The sequence below is a fragment of the Gudongella ferriphila genome (genome assembly GCF_046224405.1).
Classification (GTDB): Bacteria; Bacillota; Clostridia; order Tissierellales; family Tissierellaceae; genus Gudongella.
On the sequence record NZ_JBJXRK010000007.1, the window covers coordinates 20300 to 43517 of the forward strand.

Consider the following 23218-nt stretch of genomic DNA (forward strand, 5'->3'; position numbering starts at 1 on the left):
CTATATAATACATAAAAGGAGGATGAGTCGCTTGAAATATTTCAGCTACATGAGCCAGGTTGGTTATCTGACCATATCTGAAAACGAGGAGACTATTACAGGAGTTGAATTTGGAAAGGTGCCTCATTCAGAAGGGCTGGAGGAGGAGACGCCTTTGATCAGTGAGGCCATACGGCAGATAAGGGAATATCTTGGTGGTGGCAGAAAGGATTTTCAGCTTCCCTTACATATATCCGGCACCGAATTCCAGATGAAGGTATGGAACGCATTGAAGGAAGTACCCTATGGTGAGACAAGAAGCTACAAGGACATTGCTGAGATGATTGATAATCCTAAATCCTACAGGGCAGTCGGCAATGCCAACAACAAAAATCCCATTTCGATAATTATACCCTGACATAGGGTTATTGCGGCCAATGGTGATTTGGCGGGATTTGGCGGAGGATTGGACATAAAGAGAAGCCTGATAGAATTGGAGAAAAACAACGACCACCTACTTTAAGAGGTGGTCGTCTTATTTAGCATTTGTTCATCATTATATCCAGTATAACCGGATCAGTATTGCTCATACCCTCGGTGGAAACCCTGGCAAGATTTTCAATTGATTTCTCGGCAGAGCCTCCCAGTATACCATTGTCAGCAGGGAATCTCATTCCCTGCATTGCCATGGAGGATGCGTCAACCGCTGCGTCAACGGAAATGCCCAGCTTGTAGGCACAGCCTATTTTTGCTCCATCACAGAACATGCCTGATACTCCTGCTATCATGTTTACAATAGAGCTTTCTATCTGTTCAACAGTACCGTCCTTAAGGTATGTTATACCAGCGCTACATCCCAGGCCTGCAGCCACAGCGCATCCGCAAACAGGACTCAAGGCTCCTAATTGAACCTTAACAAATATTGTAATAAGATGACTCAAAGCCACCGCACGCCTGATTTTTTCACTTGTGTAACCAAGCTCCGAACCCATGATGGAAAGTGGAATTATTGCAACCAGACCATGGTTTCCAGATCCAGCACTGCTCATCACTGGCAATGGATAGCCTGTCATCCTTGCTTCTGACGCTGCCACTGTATAGGCCTTTGCTTTCTTGTCAATGTCATTTGCCTTTTCCATGTAGTGCTTACCCATACCAAGGCCCAAATCCTCAAACAATCCAACCTGGGCCAGCTTAAGGTTCATATCGATACCAGTCTGTATGAACTCAAGATTCTCTGCAGGGACTTTATCTACAAAATCGACAAGTTCCCTGACTGTATAGTCCAAAATTTTTAACTTCAGATCACTGGAGCCATTACTGTTTTCTTCAACTGATTTCAAGCCATTTCTCGAATCCAGAATTATTTCATCATTTAGGGATTCCAATACAATGTTTGTGTGTGCATTTTCAATAATAACAGTCGAGATTTCCGTTTCTCCCTTGGCCGTCACCTGAATAAACAGGGCAGATTTTGACTTATCAAGTTCAACCCTTATCCTGCCGCTCTTAACAAGGCTCAATGCCTCTGAAATGCTTTTCTGGTCCACATCCTTGAACACCTCAAGACCATACTCGGACTTGCCTGCATAGATTGCAAGGGCAGCCGCAAAATCCAGTCCCCTCTCCTCTGTTCCTGGAATTCCAACACTCATACCATTCTTAAGTATGTTGTTGTTAACTTTTATATGTAGGTTAGTCACCTGTTCCGTCATCAACTCCTTAGCTCGGGCCACAGCCAAAGCTACCGCTGCAGGCTCGGTACATCCCAGAGCCGGTTTAACCTGATCCTTTAAAATTTCAATTAGCATGTCATCCTTTATCATCATATCACCTCTGAATTTTACAGTTGCAATTTCTGTGCCAAAAAGCACCTGTAGCTTAGATGGCCATTTTAGGCATTTGTTTGTTTTGATATAAAAATACAGATTGTAATAATTTCTCAATAATGATAATCTTTTATTATGGAATAGGTTAAAATAAGATATATTGGCAAGTACGTTTATTCTCATAAATAAGAATAGATTATCAAAAATGAGAAAGGTGATGTCATGAGTTTATTGAACAGCATAAGACCGGAGCTGCAGCATATTGTGGAAGCAATGTATTCAGTTACAAATGTGGATATAACAATAGTGGATCATGACCTTAAAAGGGTTGTTGGAACAGGGGTTCACGGAAACGCCATAGGAATGATGGCACCCTTGAACTCCGCCTTCCACAAGTGCATAACAACAGGAGAGCACTATCTCATAGAAAATCCAAGGGAAGAAGCCATTTGCAGGGATTGTGAAAACAAGGAAAACTGCGGTGAGCTTGTTGAGATATGCCTGCCCATTGAGTACCGGAACCAAAGGATAGGAGTGCTTGGCCTTTGCGCCTTTGATGAGACTGCAAGGGCAAATCTCCTGACAAATACCGATGGCTACAGAACCTTTGAAACTCAACTGACGGGAATAATCAATACGATGCTGAAGGAAAAGGACTATGGACAGCTTCTTGAATACAGGTCAAATGAAATGTTTACCCTTATAAACTCTTTGAATGAAGGGGTCCTGATCCTTGATAACAACAAAGAAATTGCATCGATGAACAACTACATAAGGGATAGGCTCAACATAAGGTTTGAAATTTCCCAGCTAGGGGAAATACTTCCGCTGACCACATTGAACCAATTGGCCGAAAAGGACTTCAATGGCGAGGTGGGGCCGGTCTCGGTGGGAGATGGTAACTTCATAATTCAAAGCAACCCCATAGAGGGTAATGGTATAAAGCAGGGTTATGTATTGATTTTCAGCGACTTCAACAAGATGAAGAAGTCCGTTCTCAAGTCACACAAGGACAAGGACGTTGTTACCTTTGACCATATACTGGGAGAAAGTGAAGCAATCAAGCAGGCGAGGAGACAAGCGGTACAGGTTGCTGACAGTGAAGCCTCAGTAATGATAATTGGTGAAACGGGAACTGGAAAGGAAGTATTTGCAAGAGCCATTCATCACGGAGGTCAAAGGGGAGACCAGGTGTTTATGGCCTTGAATTGCGGAGCTATACCTGAGAACCTTATTGAAAGTGAGCTTTTCGGCTACGAGCAGGGCTCCTTTACTGGAGCAAGCAAAGCCGGAAGGCAGGGGTACTTTGAGGTTGCTACAAAGGGGACTCTATTTCTGGATGAAATAGGAGAACTCCCTTATCTGATGCAGGTAAAACTTCTGAGGGCACTGGAGGAAAAGGAAATAACAAGAATTGGTGGCAGTAGGGGTATCAAGGTGAATCCCAGAATAATCTCAGCCACCCATAGAAACATAGCTGTAATGGCCAGGGAAGGAACCTTCAGGGAGGACCTTTTCTACAGGTTAAATATAGTCCCCATACAAATTCCACCTTTGAGGGAGAGAGGCTATGACGTATTGATCCTTGGGAAATACTTTCTTGATCATTTTGGAAGCATCTATGGTAAGGATTTGGTGGGCTTTAGCTCTGATGCGGAAAATCTCTTGCTTAAATACAGGTTCCCAGGAAACATCAGGGAGCTCAAAAATCTTATGGAATATGCCGTAATCTTCTCCACGGGATCAAAGGTAACCTCTGAGCACTTAAAGGAGAAGATTCCAATAAATCTAATTGAGGAAGCCAGAACCTTAAATGAACTCACCAGGGAGTACGAACGGGAGCTTATAAAGTCAAGAATTCAGATGCTGGGGGATGATGTTGAATCCAAAAAGACCCTTGCGAAAAAACTGGGGATAAGTCTTGCTACACTTTATAGGAAAATGGACTGACCAAGACAAAAAAATACGCCTCTTAAGAGGCGTAGAAGAATCCAAGTATGGTTGGATAATATAGTGCCAATATTGCCAGTGCTGCGGAAATCCAGAATATTATTTTTGTGGTTTTCCCGGCATTGTTTTTTTCTATAAGACTATAGGATTTATACAGAAGAAATCCTGTGATAATGACAAAGATTGGCTTGTATTTAGTTAAGTTTGCAAAATATGCAGTACCTACAGATCCCAGACCCAGGGATGCCAAAATAAGGCCTCCGCTTCAGCAAAGGGATGCTGCCACTGCTGAGAAAATGGATGTTACGCTCATGAGTTTTTCCTTCATAGGACACCTCCAAACCCACAGGGGGTATAGTTTTAATATTATATTAACATAAAATCGTCCAAGGGACAAATCCTACTTGATACATTTTTCAGAATACCCTTTCCAATTGTTTTGAATTATTCAATAGTGGTAATAGTATAGTAACAGAGAGATTGAATGATCTTAACGCGGCGATTAACTTGTCGTGTGGAAATAACAATGAAAGGGGTTTATCTATGGAAAAATTAGACCTTGATGTACTAAAGGAATTGTCACAGATGGATTTAAATGGACTCGTCTCCATTTACTTACCTACTTTCAAACAAGGGCAAGAGGCAAATCAGAGCAGGATAAGATTAAAGAATCTAATAAGGGATGCCGAGGAAAGTCTTGTTGAAAATGGATTCTCGGAGAAGGTAGCCTTAGCCTTGCTCAAGCCAGCCACCAAACTGTTGGATGAGACCATATTCTGGCAAAACCAAGAGCTGGGTCTTGGAATATTTCTTTCGCCTGAAGAAATGAGATACTACAAGCTACCATTTGAGGTGGAGGAGTTGGCGATCGTTTCAAATCGATTTTATATAAGACCATTGCTTAAGCTGTTTACCTCAATAGAAAACTTCAATGTATTGACCCTTAGCCAGGCTGAGGTGAAGCTTTTTGAAGCAAATCCATATGGAATTAAAAAAATAGAAGTTCCTGAAATAGATGAATTGGTAGAAAACTATATACCTGCCAACGAGCTGCATCAGGAAGCAACAAGTCCAAAGGGAGCCGCATCTGGAGGCGGACCAGGAATGCACGGGTACAATGAAATGAGCAAGACCGAGAAGAATGAAATATCCAAACATCTTAGAAGCATAGACAAGGAAGTCAACAAGGTTCTCAAGGATACAAAGCACCCCTTGATAGTGTATTCAGTGGATTACATCTATCCAATGTATCGGGAGGTAAGCTCATATCCCAATCTAATGGAGGAATCCATAAAGGGAAGTCCTGAAGGTGTAGGTGAAAAGGAAATCCACCAGAAAGCCGTGGATGTTTTTAAACCAAGGGTTGAGAAGAGACTTGAGAAGGAAATTGAAAAATTCATGACTCTGCTAAATACAGATTCCAAGCTTGGCACAGATAGCATAGAAAGAATTGTGCTTTCGTCCAACAATGGTGGAGTTGATACCCTTTTCATTGCTGAGGATGTACAGAAATGGGGAGTATTCAACGAAGAAGACAACAGCCTTGATGTGAACAACAAGGAGGATGTCGGGCATGTGGATCTAATGGACAAGGCGGCTATGCTTACTCTTTCAAGTGGTGGAACTGTTCATGTTCTCCAAAGGGACAAGATGCCATCTGGAAAACCCATTGCAGCAGTATTGAGATTCTAGAGACCTGAAACCAATAGGGGTACACTGAAAATCTTGTGTACCCTTATAATTTTTGATTAAAAATACAAAATGCGGAGGAATGGATTATGAAAAATTTTGTTACAACAGATTGGCTGAAGGACAATTTGAATGGTGAAAACATTGTGGTCTTTGATGTTCGATACCAGTTGGGCAACGAAGGCTACGGACTTGAGGAATATAAGAAGGGGCACATAGATGGAGCCGTTTTTGTACCAATGGAGGACATCCTGACTGGAGAGGTAAGGGAGCACGGTGGAAGACATCCCTTGCCTGATCTGAATGACTTTACAACCAATATGAAAAACCTTGGGGTCGAAAATGGTAAAATCGTAGTTGCATATGACGATGGAGAGCTTGCAATGGCTGGTAGACTTTGGTGGATGCTTAGATACATTGGCAAGGATGATGTTTTTATACTTAAGGGTGGCATATCCGAGTGGAAGGAAAAAGGCTTTGGCTTGTCGACAAAGGAAGTGGAGCCGGTCAAGGGAGTAGCACTAACAACCAGAATAAAGGATGAAATGATTGCAGATGTTGAGGATGTAAGAAGAGCCATGGGAAAAGATGATCAGATCATTGTGGATTCAAGGACTCCTGATAGGTACAGAGGAGAGATTGAGCCAATCGACAGAATACCAGGACACATACCCTCAGCAGTCAACTATCCTTGGACAGATTTGGTCGATGACATTGGAGCTGTTGACGGTGAAAAACTCACCGCTCATTACAGTAGACTTGGCAAATATGACAAGATACTTGTACACTGTGGTTCAGGGATTACCGGTACGGTAAATATTATGTTTATGGATGAGATTGGTCTTCAGCCAGTGCTTTACCTTGGAGGCTACAGTGATTGGATCAGTTATGAAGAAAATGAAATAGTAAGGGAAGCGGAGGATGTGGAATAAAGAGATTTATGACCATGCCATCAGGAAGGGGATTTCTGATTGAGGGTATGGTTTCTTGATTGTTTACAAGGAGTCCTGTTTGGGGTAATATAGTACTATGTTCAAACGGTTGCACAAATAAATTCAATACCATGAAAGAAGGTGAGAAAGTTTGAAAAAAAGAGAGAGCGGCATATTGCTTTCCATTTCTTCTCTACCTGGAGAATATGGGATAGGAGATTTTGGAAAGGAAGCATATAAATTTGTTGATTTCCTACATCACGCGAGACAACGGTATTGGCAGATCCTCCCTCTGGGAGTCACAGGCTATGGGGATTCACCCTACCAATGCATATCTTCCTTCGCAGGGAACCCCTATTTCATTGATCTTGATGAGCTGGTCCAAAAGGGCTACTTGTCAAAGGAAGAGATACTCCAGGAGAATTTGAACTCCGACTCTGAGAAGGTGGATTACGGCAGGCAGTATCACGGCAAATACAAGCTCCTTAGACTTGCCTACGAAAGAGCGAAGCATGACCTTTGGCCACAGCTGGAGTCCTTCTACGGGGAGAACAGAACCTGGCTAAGGGAATTTTCGCTGTTTATGACCATCAAGGAGACCCAGGGAAACAAGGCATGGCAGCTTTGGGATAAAGCTTTAAGGGACTTCAATGGCAAAAGGGTGGATGAGATTGAAAATGTTGAAAGGGAAAGGTTTTACTTTTGGATATTCACACAATTTTTCTTCCTGAAGCAATGGGAGGAGCTGAAGAAATATGCAAATAGGAAGGGGATAAGGATAATAGGTGACCTGCCCATATACGTATCGGCGGACAGCTCGGATCTTTGGGCAAATCCATCACTTTTCAAGCTTGATAAAAACCTTGAGCCAACTACAGTTGCAGGAGTACCACCTGATTACTTTACAGCCACCGGTCAGCTTTGGGGCAACCCCGTATATGATTGGGATACCGTGGAGGAGGATAATTACAGCTTCTGGGTAAGAAGAATCAAGCATAGCTTCAGGCTGTACGATACACTGAGAATAGATCATTTTAGGGGATTTGAATCATTCTGGGAGGTTCCTGCAGGATCTGTAAATGCGGTAAATGGAAGGTGGGTAAAGGGACCTGGAATGAAACTTTTCAATAAAATAAGAGAAGAACTGGGAGAGCTGGACATAATTGCGGAGGACCTGGGATTTCAGACAGAACAGGTCGTAAAGCTGATAAATGACACTGGCTTTCCAGGAATGAAAATACTCCAGTTTGCGTTTGACCCGGAGGGTGACAGCGATTATCTTCCCCATAATCACGAGAGAAACTCAGTTGTATATACAGGAACCCATGACAATAAGACTGTTAGGGACTGGATAGATACGGCACCTGAAAAGGAAAAGAAATTTGCAATCAAGTATCTTAAGCTGGACGATGAGGATGAGGGGTATAATTGGGGACTGATTAGGGGAGCATGGTGCTCCGGAGCTTATATGGCAGTGGCTCAGATGCAGGATTTTCTGGATTTGGGTGAGGAGTCCAGAATGAATACTCCCGCAACATTGGGGAACAACTGGACATGGAGAGTTAAGAAGTCAGAACTGAATCAGAAATTGTCCAAAAGAATTGCGGAACTGACCAGGACTTACAGGAGGGGTTAATTTGTTGAATCACGAAAGTTTGAAAAAGAGAATAGATTTGTATGCCATGACCACCTTTGGAGGTGATTTCAAGGATCTCCTGGACTCTGAAAAATACGTAGTATTGTCCAAGGCAATGATGGAGACGATTCTGCCGCACTGGAACCAATCCAGAAAGAATACTGAAACCATGAAAAAAGCTTATTATCTCTCGTCGGAATACCTAATGGGGAGATTTCTTACAAACAATCTGATTGCCATGGACACTAAGGATGAGGTGAAGGAAATCCTTAAGAACATGGGAGTCGACTATAATCAGGTGGAGGAGTCCGAAGAAGATCCCGCCCTTGGAAATGGAGGTCTGGGAAGGCTTGCAGCATGCTTTCTGGACTCTGCAGCAACTCTGGGTTACCCCATGGACGGATATGGGATCAGATATGATTTTGGCCTTTTCAAGCAGAAGATTGTCGATGGAGAGCAGGTTGAGGTGGCTGACAACTGGACCAAATATGGAGATCCCTGGGGAATCAGAAAAATCAGTGAAAAGGTAAGGGTAACCTTTAAGGGTGGTGAGATATATGCCATCCCCTACGATTATCCTGTAATTGGCTATGACAATAAGCTGATAAACACACTTAGGCTTTGGAAGGCTGAGTCACTTGATGAGTTTGATTTCAGAGCCTTCAATGACCAGAACTACGATCTTGCCGTCAAGGCCAAAAACGATGCTGAAAACATCGCCAAGGTCCTGTATCCAAATGATTCCTATGAAGAAGGGAAGAAGCTGAGATTGAAGCAGCAGTACTTCTTTGTTTCTGCATCCCTTCAGGATATGATAAGGAGATTCAAAAGCAAGAATCTTGACTTTGAGGATTTCCCCAAGTACCACTCCATACAGCTTAATGACACCCACCCAGCGGTGGCGATACCTGAGCTTATGAGGCTGTTGACAAGAAAGGAAGACGTAGAATGGGACAAGGCGTGGAGAATAACAACTGCAACCTTTGCCTATACAAACCATACACTACTTGCAGAAGCTTTGGAGCAGTGGCCTGAAAGATACTATCAGGAGCTGATTCCGCAGGTGTACAAGGTAATCTTGAGGATACACCAAATGCTTATTGATGAGCTAAAGGGCAAAGGAATACAGGATCACGACCTTAACAGATATGAAATAATCCACAATGGGAACATCAGAATGGCTTGGATGTCAATCTTTGGATCCAAATCAATTAATGGCGTAGCAAGGCTTCATACGGATCTGCTTATTAATCAGGAGCTGAATGACTGGTATAGGTTGTATCCAGAAAAATTCAACAACAAAACAAACGGCATTACACAGAGAAGATGGCTGCTGCAGTCAAATCCTGAGCTTTCGGAGCTGATTACAGAGCTCTTGGGTTCAGAGGATTGGATAACAGATCTGAAGATGCTCAAGAACCTTGAATCCTATGCAGATGTCCCTGAAATAATGGAGAGGTTCCTCCAAATCAAGTGGACTAAAAAGAAACAGCTTTCAGACTATATACTCCAGGAGGAAGGGGAGGAAATAGATCCGGATTCCCTGTTTGACATTCAGATAAAGAGACTTCATGAATACAAAAGGCAGCTACTGAATGCCTTCCACATACTGTTCCTGTATTATGAGCTAAAGGAGAACCCTGATCTTAAAAGGGTGCCAAGAACATTCATATTTGGAGCAAAGGCCGCTCCGGGCTATGTAAGGGCAAAGGCCATCATTAGATTTATCAACAATATTGCAGAGCTGGTTAATGGTGACCCGGCCATGGAGGGCAAACTTAAGGTTGTATTTGTTCAGAATTACAGAGTATCCTATGGGGAAAAACTATTCCCGGCAGCTGACCTATCCGAGCAGATTTCAACTGCCGGCAAGGAGGCTTCAGGTACTGGAAACATGAAGTTCATGCTAAACGGAGCACCGACAATTGGAACCTATGATGGAGCCAATATAGAGATAGTGGAAGAGGCTGGAGATGCCAACAACTATATTTTCGGGTTGAAAGTTGAGGAGATTGAGAAAATCAGAGACTCCTACAACCCAGAGGAGATTTACCAAAAAGATCCTAAGCTCAGAAGAGTGGTTGATACACTAATAGATGGAACCTTCGAAGACAAGGACGGTTCTTATAGGGAGCTTCACAATTCACTTCTGTATGGAGCCAACTGGCACAGGGCAGACAATTATTTTGTTCTTAAGGACTTCCATGAGTACAGGAAAGCCCACGAAAAAGCTGATGCAGATTATGTGGACAGACTGGGCTGGGCGAGAAAATGTTGGTTAAATATGTCAAATTCGGGTAAATTTAGTTCAGACAGAACTATTGAGCAATACGCCCAGGAAATTTGGGATATTGAAAAGATTTAGGTCAAGGGGCTAAGCCCCTTGTCTAAATAAACTGGAATTTAATTCCTCCAAAAGTGGATGGATTAAATTATATATTTTTGCATTCTATGCAAGCGTATGCACAAAAAAGATTAGGGGGAAGAAAAGATGAAAATGAAAAAGAATTTATTCTTGGTGATGTTCCTTGTGTTGGTACTGACAGTGACTGCATGTTCACCTGGAGCAGAAGAAGAGCCTGCAGCTCCACCAGAGGAACCATCAGGTGAGGCGCCTGCTGAGGGCATTTCAGCTAGTATATCAGTACAGGTTGAGTCAAGTTGGAGAGAGTACTACGAAGATGCAGTTGCAAGAGTTATGGAGAAGCATCCTGATGCAACAATTGAGCTGATTGAAACAGGCTCATTCGACCATCTGGACGTTCTTGATGCAACTGATGTCACCAACGAGGATGTAGCTGACGTATTCGCAATTCCAGCAGACAGGATCTATGGATTGTCAAATAATGAAGCACTTGCACCTATGGATGCAATGGCAATGGCTGAAAATGTTGGCGGATTTGACAATTATGATGAAGGACTGGGCGGAAACTTCAATATTGATGGAGACTATCTGGCATTTCCTATGAATATTGAAACCCTTGTAAACTTTGTAAACACAGCCAATGCTGAAGCCAAAGGAATCGATCTTGAAAGTGAGATCGAGTTCACTGACCTTGGACATGTTGATATGCTAATACCGGCATTTGATGCTTGGTTTGGAGTTTCCTTCGCCAATGCAGGTGGAATGGAGCTACTTGGACATGATGAATCAGGTCAACTTTATTCAGACTTGACCAAGGACTTCTCAGAACTTAACGAGCAGCAACAAGCAGTTTTCACAGCACTTTACAACTATTGGAATGCACATGACAATGCAGGAACACCACTTTGGGATGAAAATGCAGCATGGGGCTACATGGACACTGAATTCTCAACAGGTGGACAGAATGTAATAAGACTTGAAGGCCCTTGGTCAACGGGAAGTCTTTCAGCACTTGCTGGAGATGGCGAAGACCTTGATATTATCCCAATAAACCAGGTTCTTGTTGAGGGATATCCTCTTGCACACTGGAAAGGTGGTTGGGGACTGGCAATAAACTCAAGAAATGAGATGGATGCAGACAAGATGGCACTATCACAGGCAATGATTGAAGAAATCATGAACACCGACCATGCTGTTGACTTTTTCAAGGCAACAGGTAAGATCATGGAAAACGTACCAGCAGATGAATATCTGAATTCAGACCTTTCAGAGACTGACAAGAAAGTAATATCCGCAGTACTTGAATCCTATGATGCAGCCCCGGCAAGACCTCTTTTCACAGAGTGGGGATCAGTATGGGATACTTGGAAGAACGGACTTCTTTCATGGTCTTCTGTAAACCCAGGAACGGTTGAAGAGGCTTATGACGCAATGAAAGCTTCATTTGAAGCCATGATGATGAACTACTAAATAATTTTGGGAATAGAGCCTAGGCTCTATTCCCAAAAAAATTATCCAATAGGCAAGGAGAATAAGATGAGTGAAAAAAGACATCTGCCACTAAAGAAATTTTACATAATATTGGCTTTGACCAGCATGCTGGTCTTGATTGCGTCATTGGAAGCTCTAATTGTGGTCAAGGATGGAAGCCTGTTTATTCAGTGGGCAGCTGAAAACTTTCCAGACACCACCCCTGACAACCTGTTATTCACTCAATATGTATCCTCAAATCTTGCCATATACTTTCTAAAGGTTGTAATCCCTTCAACAATAGCGGTTATGGCGTTTGTTACTCATACAAAGGCTGAATTCTCACCACTGGTTGTATATATCTGGGTGATATTATCCTTTGGGGGCTTGGCATATACAACGGCGGATATGAACTTCCAATCGGTTTTCTTTTATTTGAATGGATTGATCTATACGGCACTTATTCTATATATTTATTTCGCGGTGGGCATATCAAGAGATAACATCGGGGGTGAGAATTAGATGGCAACCTACAGCGTGCATTTAAAGGACGATATTGGGAACAAGTACGAAAGAAAGAACAAGTATCTCCTCCAGCTTGCCCAGCTTGACGAAAAAATCAAGCAGGAGGCGGACAGCAATAAAAAGACGGAACTTCTGAAGGAAAGGAAGAGCCTTGTTTCCAACAAGAAAAAGCATCCTCACAACATCAGGCTGGAGGAGTTCAGGAAAAAGGAAGGTGAATTCCTGAATTCCCTTAAATCAAATGTGGCTGAATACAAAAAAACTCTTTCGGAAAAAACCAACAACCAGGTAAAGAATCTTAAAACCAGAATGTATCATCATGAGAAGAGGATCGATTTTTACAAGGAGTATAGTGAGCTTACCTACGAGGCAGACTTCAAGTACAGGGAAAGCAAAATCCATGTGGAACAGATACCAGAGATAATAGATTTCATCGAGGGTATAGAAGCGGAACTGTTCCAGGCAATAGAGGCAAAGGACAACTTAGACCCCAAGGATGATGCAAGAATGAAGGAAGACCTGAAATCCTTCAAGAAGGAAGCCAAGGAGAAGAGAGACAAGGAAATCCAGAAGGTCAAGGAAAGAAGAAAAGAGGGTATCATCTCAAGCAAGGCTGAAACCAATGCAATAAAGGAGGTAAAGAGGGAATATAAAAACCAGGTAAAGCTTCAGGAATATAAAATTCCTTCGAAGGAAAACAAGGATTTTATCAGAAGCAAGAAAAGAGAACTCGCAAACGGAATCAGAAGGAGTGAAAAGGTACTAAAGGCCGATGTGGCAGATACCAGGAGGAAGATTCCAGTCGAGTTTGAAAAGAGCAGACCCGTAGTTGCCTATGCCACAATCCTGCTTCCTGGAGTAGGGCAGCTCATAAATGGTCAAAGAAGAAAGGCCTTGTTTTTCATTCTTGCCACTCTTTTTAGCTATTTCATCGCCATACCCTACGCCCTTGGCTATGGGAATTATCAGGGTGAGGGAGTTGCGGGGCTGATATCCCTGGCAGAAGGAGGAGCAAGGGTAGACAAGTCCCTGATATTTATGATAGAGGGCGTAGTTGCAATATTTCTTGTGCTGATTGCAATTGGACTCTTTTATGCTTCCTTCAGGGATGTATTGAAAACTGAAAGGAGAATGATCAGGGGAATTCGTCCAACAAACTGGTTTGAAACCAAAAGGACAATATTCCAGGAGGGCTTTCCATATGTGACATCCTTCCCGGCGATGCTGGTAATCATATTCATCGTACTCGTGCCTGTAATAACTACATTTCTATTATCCTTTACAAATATGAATCCCCAGAACCAGTCAAAGTTCACATGGGTGGGGGTGGATAACTACAAGTTGATTGCACTGGGCGAAGGCCTTGCGGGAAGCGTGTTCTGGCTGATATTCATCTGGACCATAATTTGGACACTTGTTGCAACCACTTTGGCCATACTCTTGGGATTCTTTTTGGCCCTACTGGTAAACAACGACAGAATCAAGGGTAAAAAGTTTTTCAGAACAATATATATCCTTCCATGGGCTGTCCCAGCATTCATAACCATAATGTTTTTCAGCATAATGGTGGCTCCTGGTGGGGTAATAACTGAAATTCTAAACTCCATCTTCAATTCAAGGATAGAGATAAAGAACGACACAGTCCTAACTAGAGCAGCGCTGATTCTTATACAGGGGTGGCTTGGAAGCGCATATGTATTCCTTCTAACCACTGGAGTTCTTCAGGCAATCCCCGGAGATCTTTACGAGGCGGCAGATATAGATGGAGCATCATCCTTTGAGAAGCTTCGAAGGATTACTGTACCTCTGGTATTGTTCCAGATAGCACCCCTTTTGGTAACCCAGTATACATTTAACTTCAACAACTTCTCTGTAATATTCCTGTTCAACAGCGGGGGGCCATTTGATCCCCAAAGGTACGGAAATTTGGCAGGATCTTCAGACCTTTTGATATCTTATGTCTACAAGCTGGCTTTTGTCAACCAGTACCAGGCCATTGCTGCAGCCATCACAATATTTATTTCACTAGGTGTAATGTTCTTTGCCTTCCTGGGCTTCAGGCGGTCAAAAGGATTTAAGGAGGGGAGATTATAATGGCACTTTTCAGCAAAAAAAATAAAAAGGAAAAAGGATTGTACCTCTCTGACAAGCCTCCCTTGACAGTTGCGGGAATCATAGGGCTTGTGATGTCCTACACCATTCTGTTTGCCTGGGTTCTGGCAATTGTATGGCCACTATTCCAAATGGTGGTGTCCGCATTTAACGGAAGGCAGCAGCAATATATAATGGGTAATGAAAACTTTGAGTTTTCCCTCAGGCACTTTGAATTTCTCTATAATGAGACCTACTACCTGACATGGGTAAGGAATACCCTATTCATAGCCATCAGCACCGCTCTTTTGACTCTTGTCATGGTATCCTTCACTGGTTATGCCTACTCCAGGTACAGATTCAAGGGAAGAAAGGCATCCCTTATGGCAATAATGCTTATTCAAACCATTCCAACATTTGCTGGAATAACTGCATTCTTTACGATGCATTCAATTGTGTCTTCTGTGATTCCTGCATTTAGCAGACAGATGATGCTTATACTGATTTATGCAGGACCTGCAATAGCATCCAATACATTTATACTAAAAGGATATATCGATTCCGTTTCCACTGAGCTTGACGATGCGGCAAAGATTGACGGGTGTTCAAATTTTGACATATACAGGCTCATCATAATGCCAATTGCAAGGCCCATGCTTACAATTATTGCGCTTTGGTCGTTTATCGGTCCCTTCATGGATTATCTGCTGGCAAAGGTTCTACTCACAAGCCCAAGCACATATACATTGGCTGTTGGACTGTTCACCCTGATAAGTGATTTCAGGACCATGAATCAGCCGGCTTTTGCTGCAGGTGGACTTCTGACTGCAATACCGATTGTAATAATGTTTGTAGTATTGCAGAAGCAGCTGGTGTCTGGATTGACAAGTGGATCTGTTAAAGGATAGGAGGGAATTCCATGAAGGTAATAATGAAGAATCTAGGGGAAAAATATGAAGGACGTGAAAACTTCACCTTGAGGAACATAAACTTGGAAATCGACGATCAGGATTTCTGTGTAATTCTCGGTCCATCAGGATGCGGAAAGACCACGCTTTTAAGGATGATAGCGGGCTTGAACTCCATAACCGAGGGAGACCTTTACTTCGATGAACGAAGGGTCAATACAATCCCCCCAAAGGACAGGGACATTGCAATGGTTTTTCAGTCATATGCACTTTATCCCCATATGACAGTATACGACAACATGGCATTCTCCCTTGTTATGAGAAAGGAAAGGAAGAAGCTGATAGATGAAAGGGTCAAGGAGGCGGCTAAGCTGCTGCAGATTGAGGAGTACCTTTATGCAAAGCCTGCGGATATTTCTGGTGGGCAGAGACAGAGAGTCGCGCTGGGGAGGGCAATTGTAAGGAATCCAAGTGTATTTCTCATGGATGAGCCCCTTTCAAACCTTGATGCAAAGCTGAGGGAGCACATGAGAGTTGAGCTTGTCAGGCTTCACAAGAGCCTGGGAACCACCTCGATTTATGTAACTCACGATCAGACTGAGGCCATGACAATGGCAACAAAAATAATCCTGTTGGATGACGGTAAGATTCAGCAGGTTGGAAAGCCTGAAGAGTTCTACAACAAGCCTGAAAATATTTTTGTTGCAAGGTTTATCGGATCTCCAACAATAAACATCATTAAGGGGAAATACAAGGGTGGGAAATTTGTTTCTGAAACCGACACTATAGCATTGACTCCGTCAAAGGAGGATGCTGAGTACCTGAAGGATTTTGAAGGAAAGGAAATATCAATAGGGATAAGACCTGAAAGATTTGAAAGCGGTGGCGAGTTTGGTGACACCTTTGAAGCAACCATAGACGTAATCGAGATGTTGGGCAAGGAAAAGACCCTGTTTGCAACATTAAAGGATGGTTCTGACCTTGTAATTTCCACTCCGGGACATTATGATTATAAGGAAGGGGAAACTCATACCTTCGGATTTGATATTAAGGCCATTCATTATTTTGACAGTGAAACAGGCGAGAGAATAAACCGCTGATGGGAGTGTAAATATGGTCAAGAAAAGACAAAGGGTAACAATAAAGGATGTGGCCAAGGAAGCAGGAGTTTCCCCATCAACTGTTTCCAGGGTAATATCCAACAATCCCAGAATAAGCAGAAAGACCACAGAAAACGTCCTGGCTCACATGAGAAGGCTTGGCTACCATCCAAACGCCATAGCCAGAAATCTGGCAAGGAATTCATCCAGGACAATCGGTCTTATCATGCCTAACAGACCAGGGGAAGCGCTCTTGAATCCTTTTTTCCCAGAGGCTCTCCGGGGAATCATAAAGGCTGCAACCAAGTCATCCTACGACATCCTGCTTTCATCCACACCACCGGGAGCAGATGACTTAATAAACGTAAAAGAGCTGGTATCCACTGCAAAGGTCGATGGAATTCTTCTGATGACCAGTAAGGTTGAAAACAAGTCTATACAATATCTAAGGGAGATGGAGTTTCCATTTTCGGTTATTGGGTCTCCCTATGAAGATTCTGATGATTCCAATCATGTTGACAATGACAATATGGAAGCGTCCTATGAACTGACCACATATCTTGTTAAAAAGGGATGCAGAAGATTCGCCCTCATAACAGGTGGGAGATTTCTGACTGTGACTGAGGAGAGGATAAGAGGCTTTAAAAATGCTCTTAAGGATAATGGAATAAAGAAAGAAGATGGAGTTATCTTTGTCGGAGAGTTCAACGAGGAGACGGGCAAAAAGTATGCAAGGAGAATAATGCAGTCAGGCAAGGAGTTCGACGCAGTGGTTGCAACTGACGATGTGGTTGCCTATGGTGTCGTTTCTGCTTTCATGGAGGATGGATTAAGGGTGCCCCAGGACATAATGGTGGCCGGCTTCAACAACAGTCTCCTGTCCAGACAATGCACTGTTCCAATAACCTCCGTTGAGATCCATGCAGACCTTCTTGGTGCCCAGGCGGTGGATGTGATACTTGAGAATATAATCAAAGGAGAACGACAAGAAAAGAGAATAGTTCCCCATACAATCTACAAGAGAAAATCAACATTTGAATAGAATCTGGCATTAACTTGTCAGATTTTCTCAATTTTTTGAAATTTGACGCTTTATTTTGATGAATCAGCTATTTTTTAATTGAAAGAGCAGCCAAATAGTGGTAATATCTTATTATAGTGGATCAGTCCGCTAAATAATTCTGTACTGCGAGGGATATTATGGACCATAAGCTAATGGAGGATAATTTACAAAAAATTGAATCCGTAGTTTCAAGTAAAATTGTTTTCGGCGATGGAGGCAACATCGATGAAATACATCTTGTAGCTAACGGTCACAGAGGGCCCAAGCAAATAGCAAGAGATGTCCAATCTGTTCTTCTAGCTAGCTACGATATTGACGTAGATCACAAGAAGATCAGCATAGCGCAGATACCCGATGATACCCTGAAGAGAAGGTCCAGCAGGGTAAGACTTGAGGGAGTACTTAGGGAGTCACGTGATTCAAGAGCTACAATAAAGGTTTCGGTATCCCTTGATGGGGAGGAGTATACCAGTTCCAGGACAGGTGTAAATTCCTCAAGAAATACAGATAGGATGCTTGTAGAGACCACCCTGGATGTTGTTCAGGAAGCAAGCGGCTTTGAAGACATATTCCTCTTTGACGATATAAGACAGGTTCCAGTTGCAGGTACAAATATAATTGTAATTTGCGTGACTGGAGTGATTTCCGGAACGGAACATAGACTTTGTGGAGCAAGCGTAGTAAGGAATGATTATGATAAGGCGGTTGTCAAGGCGACACTTGACGCCGTAAACAGATTTATCACAAAATAGTGATAAATGCCGGCTGAACCACAATTTTTTACTTAGCGAAGCGAATATAGCATGCCAAACTAGCGAACGGCATAGTACTCTAAAAGGAGGCTATATTCGATGAAAAAAATCGCAAGCGTTCTACTAAGCGTAATGGCACTAGCTCTAGCAGCAGGCGCTAACATGTCACTAATCTAGTTCAATTAAGAACAAAAGCCGGCATTTACAATATAAGTAGAAAGGGGGCATAATGATGGGAGTAAAGGATAAGACTAATTTGTTCTTAGGGTTTTTGGTTATTCTGGCATCTTCACTATATATTTTAATAATATCAAAATTCTCAATAGAAAATATTGGTATGTTCTTGTTCTGGGCTGTGCTTGCAATAGTAGTTGAATCTTTATTAATCCCTATGCCCAACAATACAGTTGGAGTTTCAGTTGGTTACGCAATCAATATCGCAACTATAATTATTGGTGGACCATTGTTGGCAACTACAACTGCAGGACTAGGATTCCTGCTAAGAGCCCCTAAAATTGAAGGTAGGGGGTATGTCCACATATTTAATTTACCTCCTCATAAATCAGTATTTAATGTATCTCAGAGTATTATTGTTACAGCAATTATGAGTTTAATATACTTGTCCTTAGGGGGAAGAATTGGTGAATTTACTCTATTTACAACTATTTTAGTTATACTAGTTGGAGTAATTATTAACACTTCAATAATTTCCGGTTTTATCTCAATATCAAATGACCTTGATTTTGTTGATACTTGGACATCAAACATAAAAGGTTTTTCACCTAGTGCATTGGCAGTGGGAACTATCGGTATAATAATCGCCCTGGCATATATTGGCTATGGTTATGGAGCGGTTATCCTGTTCTTTGGACCATTGCTTCTGGCAAGATATTCATTCAAGCTCTATATAGAGATGAGAAATCTTTACCTTTCAACTATACAAGCCCTTAACAAGACTGTAGAGGCAAAGGATCCCTATACAAGCGGTCACGCCAACAGGGTGGAAAAATTTGCAGTGGATCTGGCCAAGGCCTATCACCTGCCCTTTGAAAGCATCCAGAACCTTAAGACCGCATCAATACTCCACGATATTGGAAAGATTGGCATACATGATGAAATTTTAAACAAGGCATCAAGGCTTACCCAGGAGGAGTACCAGGAAATCATGAGACACCCGGCAATTGGGGCGGAGATAATCAGCAAGGTGAATTTCCTTAGTGATATAACCACAATAGTTAGACACCATCACGAAAGATATGATGGCAAAGGCTACCCAGACGGACTTTCTGGGGAGGATATCCCAATAGAGGCTGCCATACTTATGATAGCTGATTCCTACGATGCCATGACCTCTGACAGGCCCTACAGAAAGGCCATGACCCCTGAGGAGGCACTGAGTGAGCTAGAAAATAATGCCGGAACACAGTTTCATCCCGAGCTTGTGAAAGTATTTGTCTCCATTATGGATCATTAGGTGATGCCATGTTCCTTGAACCGGCAACACTGTCAATCATAATTGCAAAGCTTAGGGGTGGCAAGCTAAGAAACCTGGAGAACGTACATATTGAAGGCGTTGTGCTGTTGTTTTTATCAGCATTGACCCAGGCGAGCCTTTCTTTGGCCAAGAGATTTGAGATAGAAGGATTGTACATATTCCTTGAGGACTATTTTATTTATGTAATGGTCCTATCCTACACACTTTTACTTATTGCAATCATACTTAACATTGAGAAGAACTATATGAAGGTCCTGTTTATAGGAGTAATGCTCAACGCAGCTGTAATAGCTGCAAATGAGGGGAAGATGCCCGTATCCATGACAGGAATCTCCGGAATGCATCAGGAGTCAGTAATTCCTGAAAGAGAAAGTGACATTAAGCATATTGGAGTAAATCAAAATACAAAACTAGTTTATCTTGCGGATATCATATTAATACCACGGCCTTATCCACTTCCGAAAATACTCAGTATAGGAGATGTTTTCATAATGGTGGGAGTCTTCCTGTTTTTTCAGAAGGAAATGAAGCCCAGGTAGCGGACCAAATCCCATCACTATGTCATCAGTACTGGTAAATGGGATTTTTTTAATGAAAAAGATCAAATGCTCTCAAGGAGGAAAGTCAAATGGCAAATAAAGCGGTTGTACTGGGAACAAATTATTACATAGGATTGAGTATAATCAGGACCCTGGGTTATGAAGGAGTAGAAACCATAGCGGTTGACTATACCGACAAAGACCTGTACGGGTCAAAGTCAAAATATCTTGGAAGTCATATAATGGCGCCCGATTTCAAGAAGCATAGGAAAGAATACCTGGAAAAACTCATTGAGATAGGAATGTCGGAAAAGGAAAAGCCAGTGCTTTTTCCTAGTGCGGATCCCTATGCTGAATTTGTCGATGAAAATCTTGAGGTCCTAAAGAAATACTATTTGATACCAATGGAGGACCAGGGACTTTGGACAAAGGTCATGAAAAAGGAAACACTGAACCAGATGGCTCGTGAAAATGGTGTGCTGGTCCCAGAGACAATTATGCCTGATGAAGAGAACCTCTATGAGAGAGTAAATGCGGAACTGGGTTATCCCTGCATTGTTAAGCCTACGGATTCACCTGCCTTTGTATCAGTTTTCAGAAGAAAGATATTCTACTGCCAGAATGAGGAAGAGCTGAAAACAGCTCTCCAAAAGGCAAATGAGGAAGGCCTTGAGGTGTTTGTGCAGAGGATAATTCCAGGCTTTGACGATCATATGTACACCTTTGACTATTATGTGGACAGATCTGGAAAGGTCACCCACTGGATGACCTGCAGAAAGCTAAGACAGTTTCCAATAAACTTTGGAGCTTCAGTATATACAGAGCAGGTTCACGTACCTGAGCTTGCGGAGATTGGCATTCCGTTTGTTGAAAAAATTGGCTACAGAGGCTTTGGTGAAATTGAGTTCAAGAAGGATTCGGAGACCGGAAAATTCTATCTTATAGAAATTAATACAAGGACCACATCATTAAATGAACTACTGTATAGGGCGGGTATAAACTTCACCTATGTAGCCTACAGGGATATGATAGGCAAACCTTTGGAGCCAAAGGCAGTGGAGTGGAGCACCGGACTTGTCTTTCAATATCTCTTTGAAGATGTCCTGGCAATCAGGGATTATATAAGGGAGGGTCAGCTTACCCTAGGTGGTGTGATAAAATCGCTGTTCAGGAAAAAGGTCCCCGCAGTTTGGAGCATCAATGATCCCGGTCCAGGCTTTAATTATGTTTCAACTGTTATGGGAAAGATAATGAAGAAGGTTTTTAGGTAGGAGGATACTATGAAGCTTAAAGAATTATTGAAATCACTTGATTTCATTGAAGCCAGAAATCTCGATAAAGAGCTGGAGATCCAAGGGATAGCCTATCATTCGGCAAGGGTTAAGTCTGGATTTGTATACGTTGCAATAAAGGGCTATGTAACAGATGGTCATAAGTACATTGGACAGGCCCTGGAGGAGGGTGCCGTGGCAGTTGTTGTTGAAGAATTCAATGAAGCCTTTGAGAAGGGGTGCCAAATCAGGGTGGATAACAGCCGAAGGGCTTTATCAAGACTTGGGTGCCTCTACTATGGGAATCCTTCAAGGAAGATGAAGGTTATAGGTGTTACAGCAACCAATGGCAAAACAACAACCACCTTTATTCTGGACCATATATTTGAAATGGCAGGTCTCAGGACCGGTCTTATTGGAAGTGTTATTGCAAAGACTGGAAGGCGGACAGAACTTGCAAGTCTTACCACCCCGGAGAGTCTTGACCTACAGAGGATATTCTCTGAGATGGCGGAAGAAAAGGTGGACAGGGCAGTTATGGAGGTATCCTCGTCCGCACTTGAGTTGTACAGGGTAAATGATATTGATTATGACATTGTATCCTTCAATAATTTCAGCAGAGAGCACATTGACCAGCACGGAAGCTATGAAAGGTACTGGGAGGTGAAGTCATCACTCATAAGAGATGCAAAACCTGAGGCTGTTGCTGTCCTTAATCTTGATAACGAAAGGATTGGCAGCCTAATTGATAGGACAAATGCTGAGGTGGTTACAATATCCGTATATGGAGAGGGCGGAATGATATCATGCTCAAATCTTGAGCTTGTAAAGGGTAGAGGAGTCTTTGACGTTGTTATACCTGATGACATAGTCCTTTCCAAAAGGACCATAAAGAAGGGAAGCTTCCGTGTGGAGCTTAAAATACCTGGATATCATTCAGTTGAAAATGCCATGATGGCATTTGCCATTGCTATGGTTGATGGAGTGGAGACAACCACGGTAATTAATGCTTTGAAGGACTTTGGTGGTGTTGAAAGAAGGTTTGAATTCATCTATGAAAACCAGTTCACTATAATCGATGACCATTTCGCAAATATTAAGAACATAAACAGTACCCTTGGTACAATTGCGGATATGCACAGGAACGAGGTGCATATAGCCTATGCAATAAGAGGAAACAGAGGGGTGACGGTTAACAGGGAAAATGCTCAGGCCTTGGTTAATTGGAAGGATAAGCTGGGTATAGACCATATAGTTGCCACAAGAAGCATTGGAAGTGTCACCTGGAAGGATCAGGTAACGGAGGAAGAAGAGAAGGTTTTTAGAGAGGTTCTGGATGAAGCAGGCCTGGAGTATACAATCTATGATACCTTGGAGGAGGCAATAAGGCTCGTTCTTGAAAAATCAGGGAAAGATGATATAGTATTACTTGCAGGCTGCCAGGGAATGGATAGGGGCGCTGGAGTTGCGCTTGGATATATCCATGAAGTCAATCCACAAATAGATGAGGAGGAGCTTTTCAAACCCTTGAAAAGGAGAGTGTCCGAGGGAGGCTTTCTGCTGTAAAAAAATGTTTTTTAATGGCAGCATATATGGTAAACTAAGTATGTGAGTTGAAAAATCT

General features: G+C 42.5%; 19 protein-coding genes. 17 read left to right on the forward strand and 2 right to left on the reverse strand.

All coding sequences use genetic code 11. From position 1 onward, the window contains the following. The first annotated feature begins 31 nt into the window (after positions 1-31). A complete protein-coding gene (locus ACKVDP_RS06150) occupies positions 32-502 on the forward strand; it encodes a methylated-DNA--[protein]-cysteine S-methyltransferase (protein ID WP_409227934.1) in 471 nt (156 codons plus the stop codon). Between the two features lie 16 nt (positions 503-518). Here ACKVDP_RS06150 and ACKVDP_RS06155 read toward each other — a convergent pair whose 3' ends face one another. Further along, positions 519-1805: an L-cysteine desulfidase family protein gene (locus ACKVDP_RS06155; RefSeq protein ID WP_409227935.1), complete on the reverse strand. Its 1287-nt coding sequence runs from the start codon at positions 1803-1805 to the stop codon at positions 519-521. A gap of 225 nt (positions 1806-2030) precedes the next feature. Between ACKVDP_RS06155 and ACKVDP_RS06160 the strand changes: the two genes are divergently transcribed. After that, entirely contained in the window at positions 2031-3758 is a 1728-nt protein-coding gene (locus tag ACKVDP_RS06160; protein ID WP_409227936.1) for a sigma-54 interaction domain-containing protein, read from the forward strand. A gap of 22 nt (positions 3759-3780) precedes the next feature. Here ACKVDP_RS06160 and ACKVDP_RS06165 read toward each other — a convergent pair whose 3' ends face one another. Further along, a complete protein-coding gene (locus ACKVDP_RS06165) occupies positions 3781-4008 on the reverse strand; it encodes a hypothetical protein (RefSeq protein WP_409227937.1) in 228 nt (75 codons plus the stop codon). 293 nt (positions 4009-4301) lie between these two features. Here ACKVDP_RS06165 and ACKVDP_RS06170 point away from each other — a divergent pair, with 293 nt between their 5' ends. The 15 genes from ACKVDP_RS06170 to ACKVDP_RS06240 all read left to right on the forward strand — a co-directional run bounded on the left by ACKVDP_RS06170 (position 4302) and on the right by ACKVDP_RS06240 (position 23160). Further along, entirely contained in the window at positions 4302-5450 is a 1149-nt protein-coding gene (locus ACKVDP_RS06170) for a baeRF7 domain-containing protein (protein WP_409227938.1), read from the forward strand. An 86-nt stretch (positions 5451-5536) separates the two neighbouring features. Next, entirely contained in the window at positions 5537-6379 is an 843-nt protein-coding gene (locus tag ACKVDP_RS06175; protein ID WP_409227939.1) for a sulfurtransferase, read from the forward strand. A gap of 151 nt (positions 6380-6530) precedes the next feature. Further along, a complete protein-coding gene (gene malQ, locus ACKVDP_RS06180) occupies positions 6531-8015 on the forward strand; it encodes a 4-alpha-glucanotransferase (protein WP_409227940.1) in 1485 nt (494 codons plus the stop codon). Position 8016: 1 nt separating this feature from the next. Continuing rightward, positions 8017-10380 (forward strand): glycogen/starch/alpha-glucan phosphorylase, encoded by a 2364-nt coding sequence (locus ACKVDP_RS06185; RefSeq protein WP_409227941.1) that lies wholly within the window; start codon positions 8017-8019, stop codon positions 10378-10380. 126 nt (positions 10381-10506) lie between these two features. Continuing rightward, the gene (locus tag ACKVDP_RS06190) at positions 10507-11850 is read left to right on the forward strand and encodes a sugar ABC transporter substrate-binding protein (RefSeq protein ID WP_409227942.1); all 1344 of its coding nucleotides are present in this window, start codon (positions 10507-10509) and stop codon (positions 11848-11850) included. A gap of 66 nt (positions 11851-11916) precedes the next feature. Continuing rightward, the gene (locus tag ACKVDP_RS06195) at positions 11917-12372 is read left to right on the forward strand and encodes a hypothetical protein (protein ID WP_409227943.1); all 456 of its coding nucleotides are present in this window, start codon (positions 11917-11919) and stop codon (positions 12370-12372) included. After that, positions 12373-14469: a carbohydrate ABC transporter permease gene (locus tag ACKVDP_RS06200; protein WP_409227944.1), complete on the forward strand. Its 2097-nt coding sequence runs from the start codon at positions 12373-12375 to the stop codon at positions 14467-14469. Then, a complete protein-coding gene (locus ACKVDP_RS06205) occupies positions 14469-15374 on the forward strand; it encodes a sugar ABC transporter permease (RefSeq protein WP_409227945.1) in 906 nt (301 codons plus the stop codon). Before ACKVDP_RS06200 ends, ACKVDP_RS06205 begins: the two co-directional genes overlap by 1 nt. An 11-nt stretch (positions 15375-15385) precedes the next feature. Next, on the forward strand, positions 15386-16474 hold the full coding sequence (locus tag ACKVDP_RS06210) for an ABC transporter ATP-binding protein (RefSeq protein WP_409227946.1): 1089 nt from the start codon (positions 15386-15388) through the stop codon (positions 16472-16474). 13 nt (positions 16475-16487) lie between these two features. Next, a complete protein-coding gene (locus ACKVDP_RS06215) occupies positions 16488-17516 on the forward strand; it encodes a LacI family DNA-binding transcriptional regulator (RefSeq protein ID WP_409227947.1) in 1029 nt (342 codons plus the stop codon). Between the two features lie 158 nt (positions 17517-17674). After that, positions 17675-18289 carry a hypothetical protein gene (locus ACKVDP_RS06220; RefSeq protein WP_409227948.1) on the forward strand — a complete coding sequence of 205 codons (615 nt, stop codon included), beginning with the start codon at positions 17675-17677 and terminating at the stop codon, positions 18287-18289. A 232-nt stretch (positions 18290-18521) separates the two neighbouring features. Continuing rightward, positions 18522-19763, forward strand: a complete 1242-nt coding sequence (locus tag ACKVDP_RS06225; protein WP_409227949.1) for an HD-GYP domain-containing protein — start codon at positions 18522-18524, stop codon at positions 19761-19763. A gap of 8 nt (positions 19764-19771) precedes the next feature. Then, complete coding sequence (locus ACKVDP_RS06230; protein WP_409227950.1) at positions 19772-20323, forward strand: DUF5317 domain-containing protein; 552 nt, start codon at positions 19772-19774, stop codon at positions 20321-20323. 89 nt (positions 20324-20412) lie between these two features. Continuing rightward, positions 20413-21594, forward strand: a complete 1182-nt coding sequence (locus ACKVDP_RS06235; RefSeq protein ID WP_409227951.1) for a carboxylate--amine ligase — start codon at positions 20413-20415, stop codon at positions 21592-21594. A gap of 9 nt (positions 21595-21603) precedes the next feature. Next, positions 21604-23160 carry a Mur ligase family protein gene (locus ACKVDP_RS06240; RefSeq protein WP_409227952.1) on the forward strand — a complete coding sequence of 519 codons (1557 nt, stop codon included), beginning with the start codon at positions 21604-21606 and terminating at the stop codon, positions 23158-23160. Positions 23161-23218: the final 58 nt, after the last annotated feature.

Excerpts from the sequence above, each read along its gene's own strand:
- ACKVDP_RS06155 (WP_409227935.1), bottom strand. The coding sequence starts at position 1,805 with ATGATAAAGGATGACATGCTAATTGAAATTTTAAAGGATCAGGTTAAA.
- ACKVDP_RS06160 (WP_409227936.1), top strand. The coding sequence starts at position 2,031 with ATGAGTTTATTGAACAGCATAAGACCGGAGCTGCAGCATATTGTGGAA.
- ACKVDP_RS06170 (WP_409227938.1), top strand. The coding sequence starts at position 4,302 with ATGGAAAAATTAGACCTTGATGTACTAAAGGAATTGTCACAGATGGAT.
- ACKVDP_RS06175 (WP_409227939.1), top strand. The coding sequence starts at position 5,537 with ATGAAAAATTTTGTTACAACAGATTGGCTGAAGGACAATTTGAATGGT.
- ACKVDP_RS06190 (WP_409227942.1), top strand. The coding sequence starts at position 10,507 with ATGAAAATGAAAAAGAATTTATTCTTGGTGATGTTCCTTGTGTTGGTA.
- ACKVDP_RS06195 (WP_409227943.1), top strand. The coding sequence starts at position 11,917 with ATGAGTGAAAAAAGACATCTGCCACTAAAGAAATTTTACATAATATTG.
- ACKVDP_RS06200 (WP_409227944.1), top strand. The coding sequence starts at position 12,373 with ATGGCAACCTACAGCGTGCATTTAAAGGACGATATTGGGAACAAGTAC.
- ACKVDP_RS06205 (WP_409227945.1), top strand. The coding sequence starts at position 14,469 with ATGGCACTTTTCAGCAAAAAAAATAAAAAGGAAAAAGGATTGTACCTC.
- ACKVDP_RS06210 (WP_409227946.1), top strand. The coding sequence starts at position 15,386 with ATGAAGGTAATAATGAAGAATCTAGGGGAAAAATATGAAGGACGTGAA.
- ACKVDP_RS06215 (WP_409227947.1), top strand. The coding sequence starts at position 16,488 with ATGGTCAAGAAAAGACAAAGGGTAACAATAAAGGATGTGGCCAAGGAA.
- ACKVDP_RS06220 (WP_409227948.1), top strand. The coding sequence starts at position 17,675 with ATGGACCATAAGCTAATGGAGGATAATTTACAAAAAATTGAATCCGTA.
- ACKVDP_RS06225 (WP_409227949.1), top strand. The coding sequence starts at position 18,522 with ATGGGAGTAAAGGATAAGACTAATTTGTTCTTAGGGTTTTTGGTTATT.
- ACKVDP_RS06230 (WP_409227950.1), top strand. The coding sequence starts at position 19,772 with ATGTTCCTTGAACCGGCAACACTGTCAATCATAATTGCAAAGCTTAGG.
- ACKVDP_RS06235 (WP_409227951.1), top strand. The coding sequence starts at position 20,413 with ATGGCAAATAAAGCGGTTGTACTGGGAACAAATTATTACATAGGATTG.
- ACKVDP_RS06240 (WP_409227952.1), top strand. The coding sequence starts at position 21,604 with ATGAAGCTTAAAGAATTATTGAAATCACTTGATTTCATTGAAGCCAGA.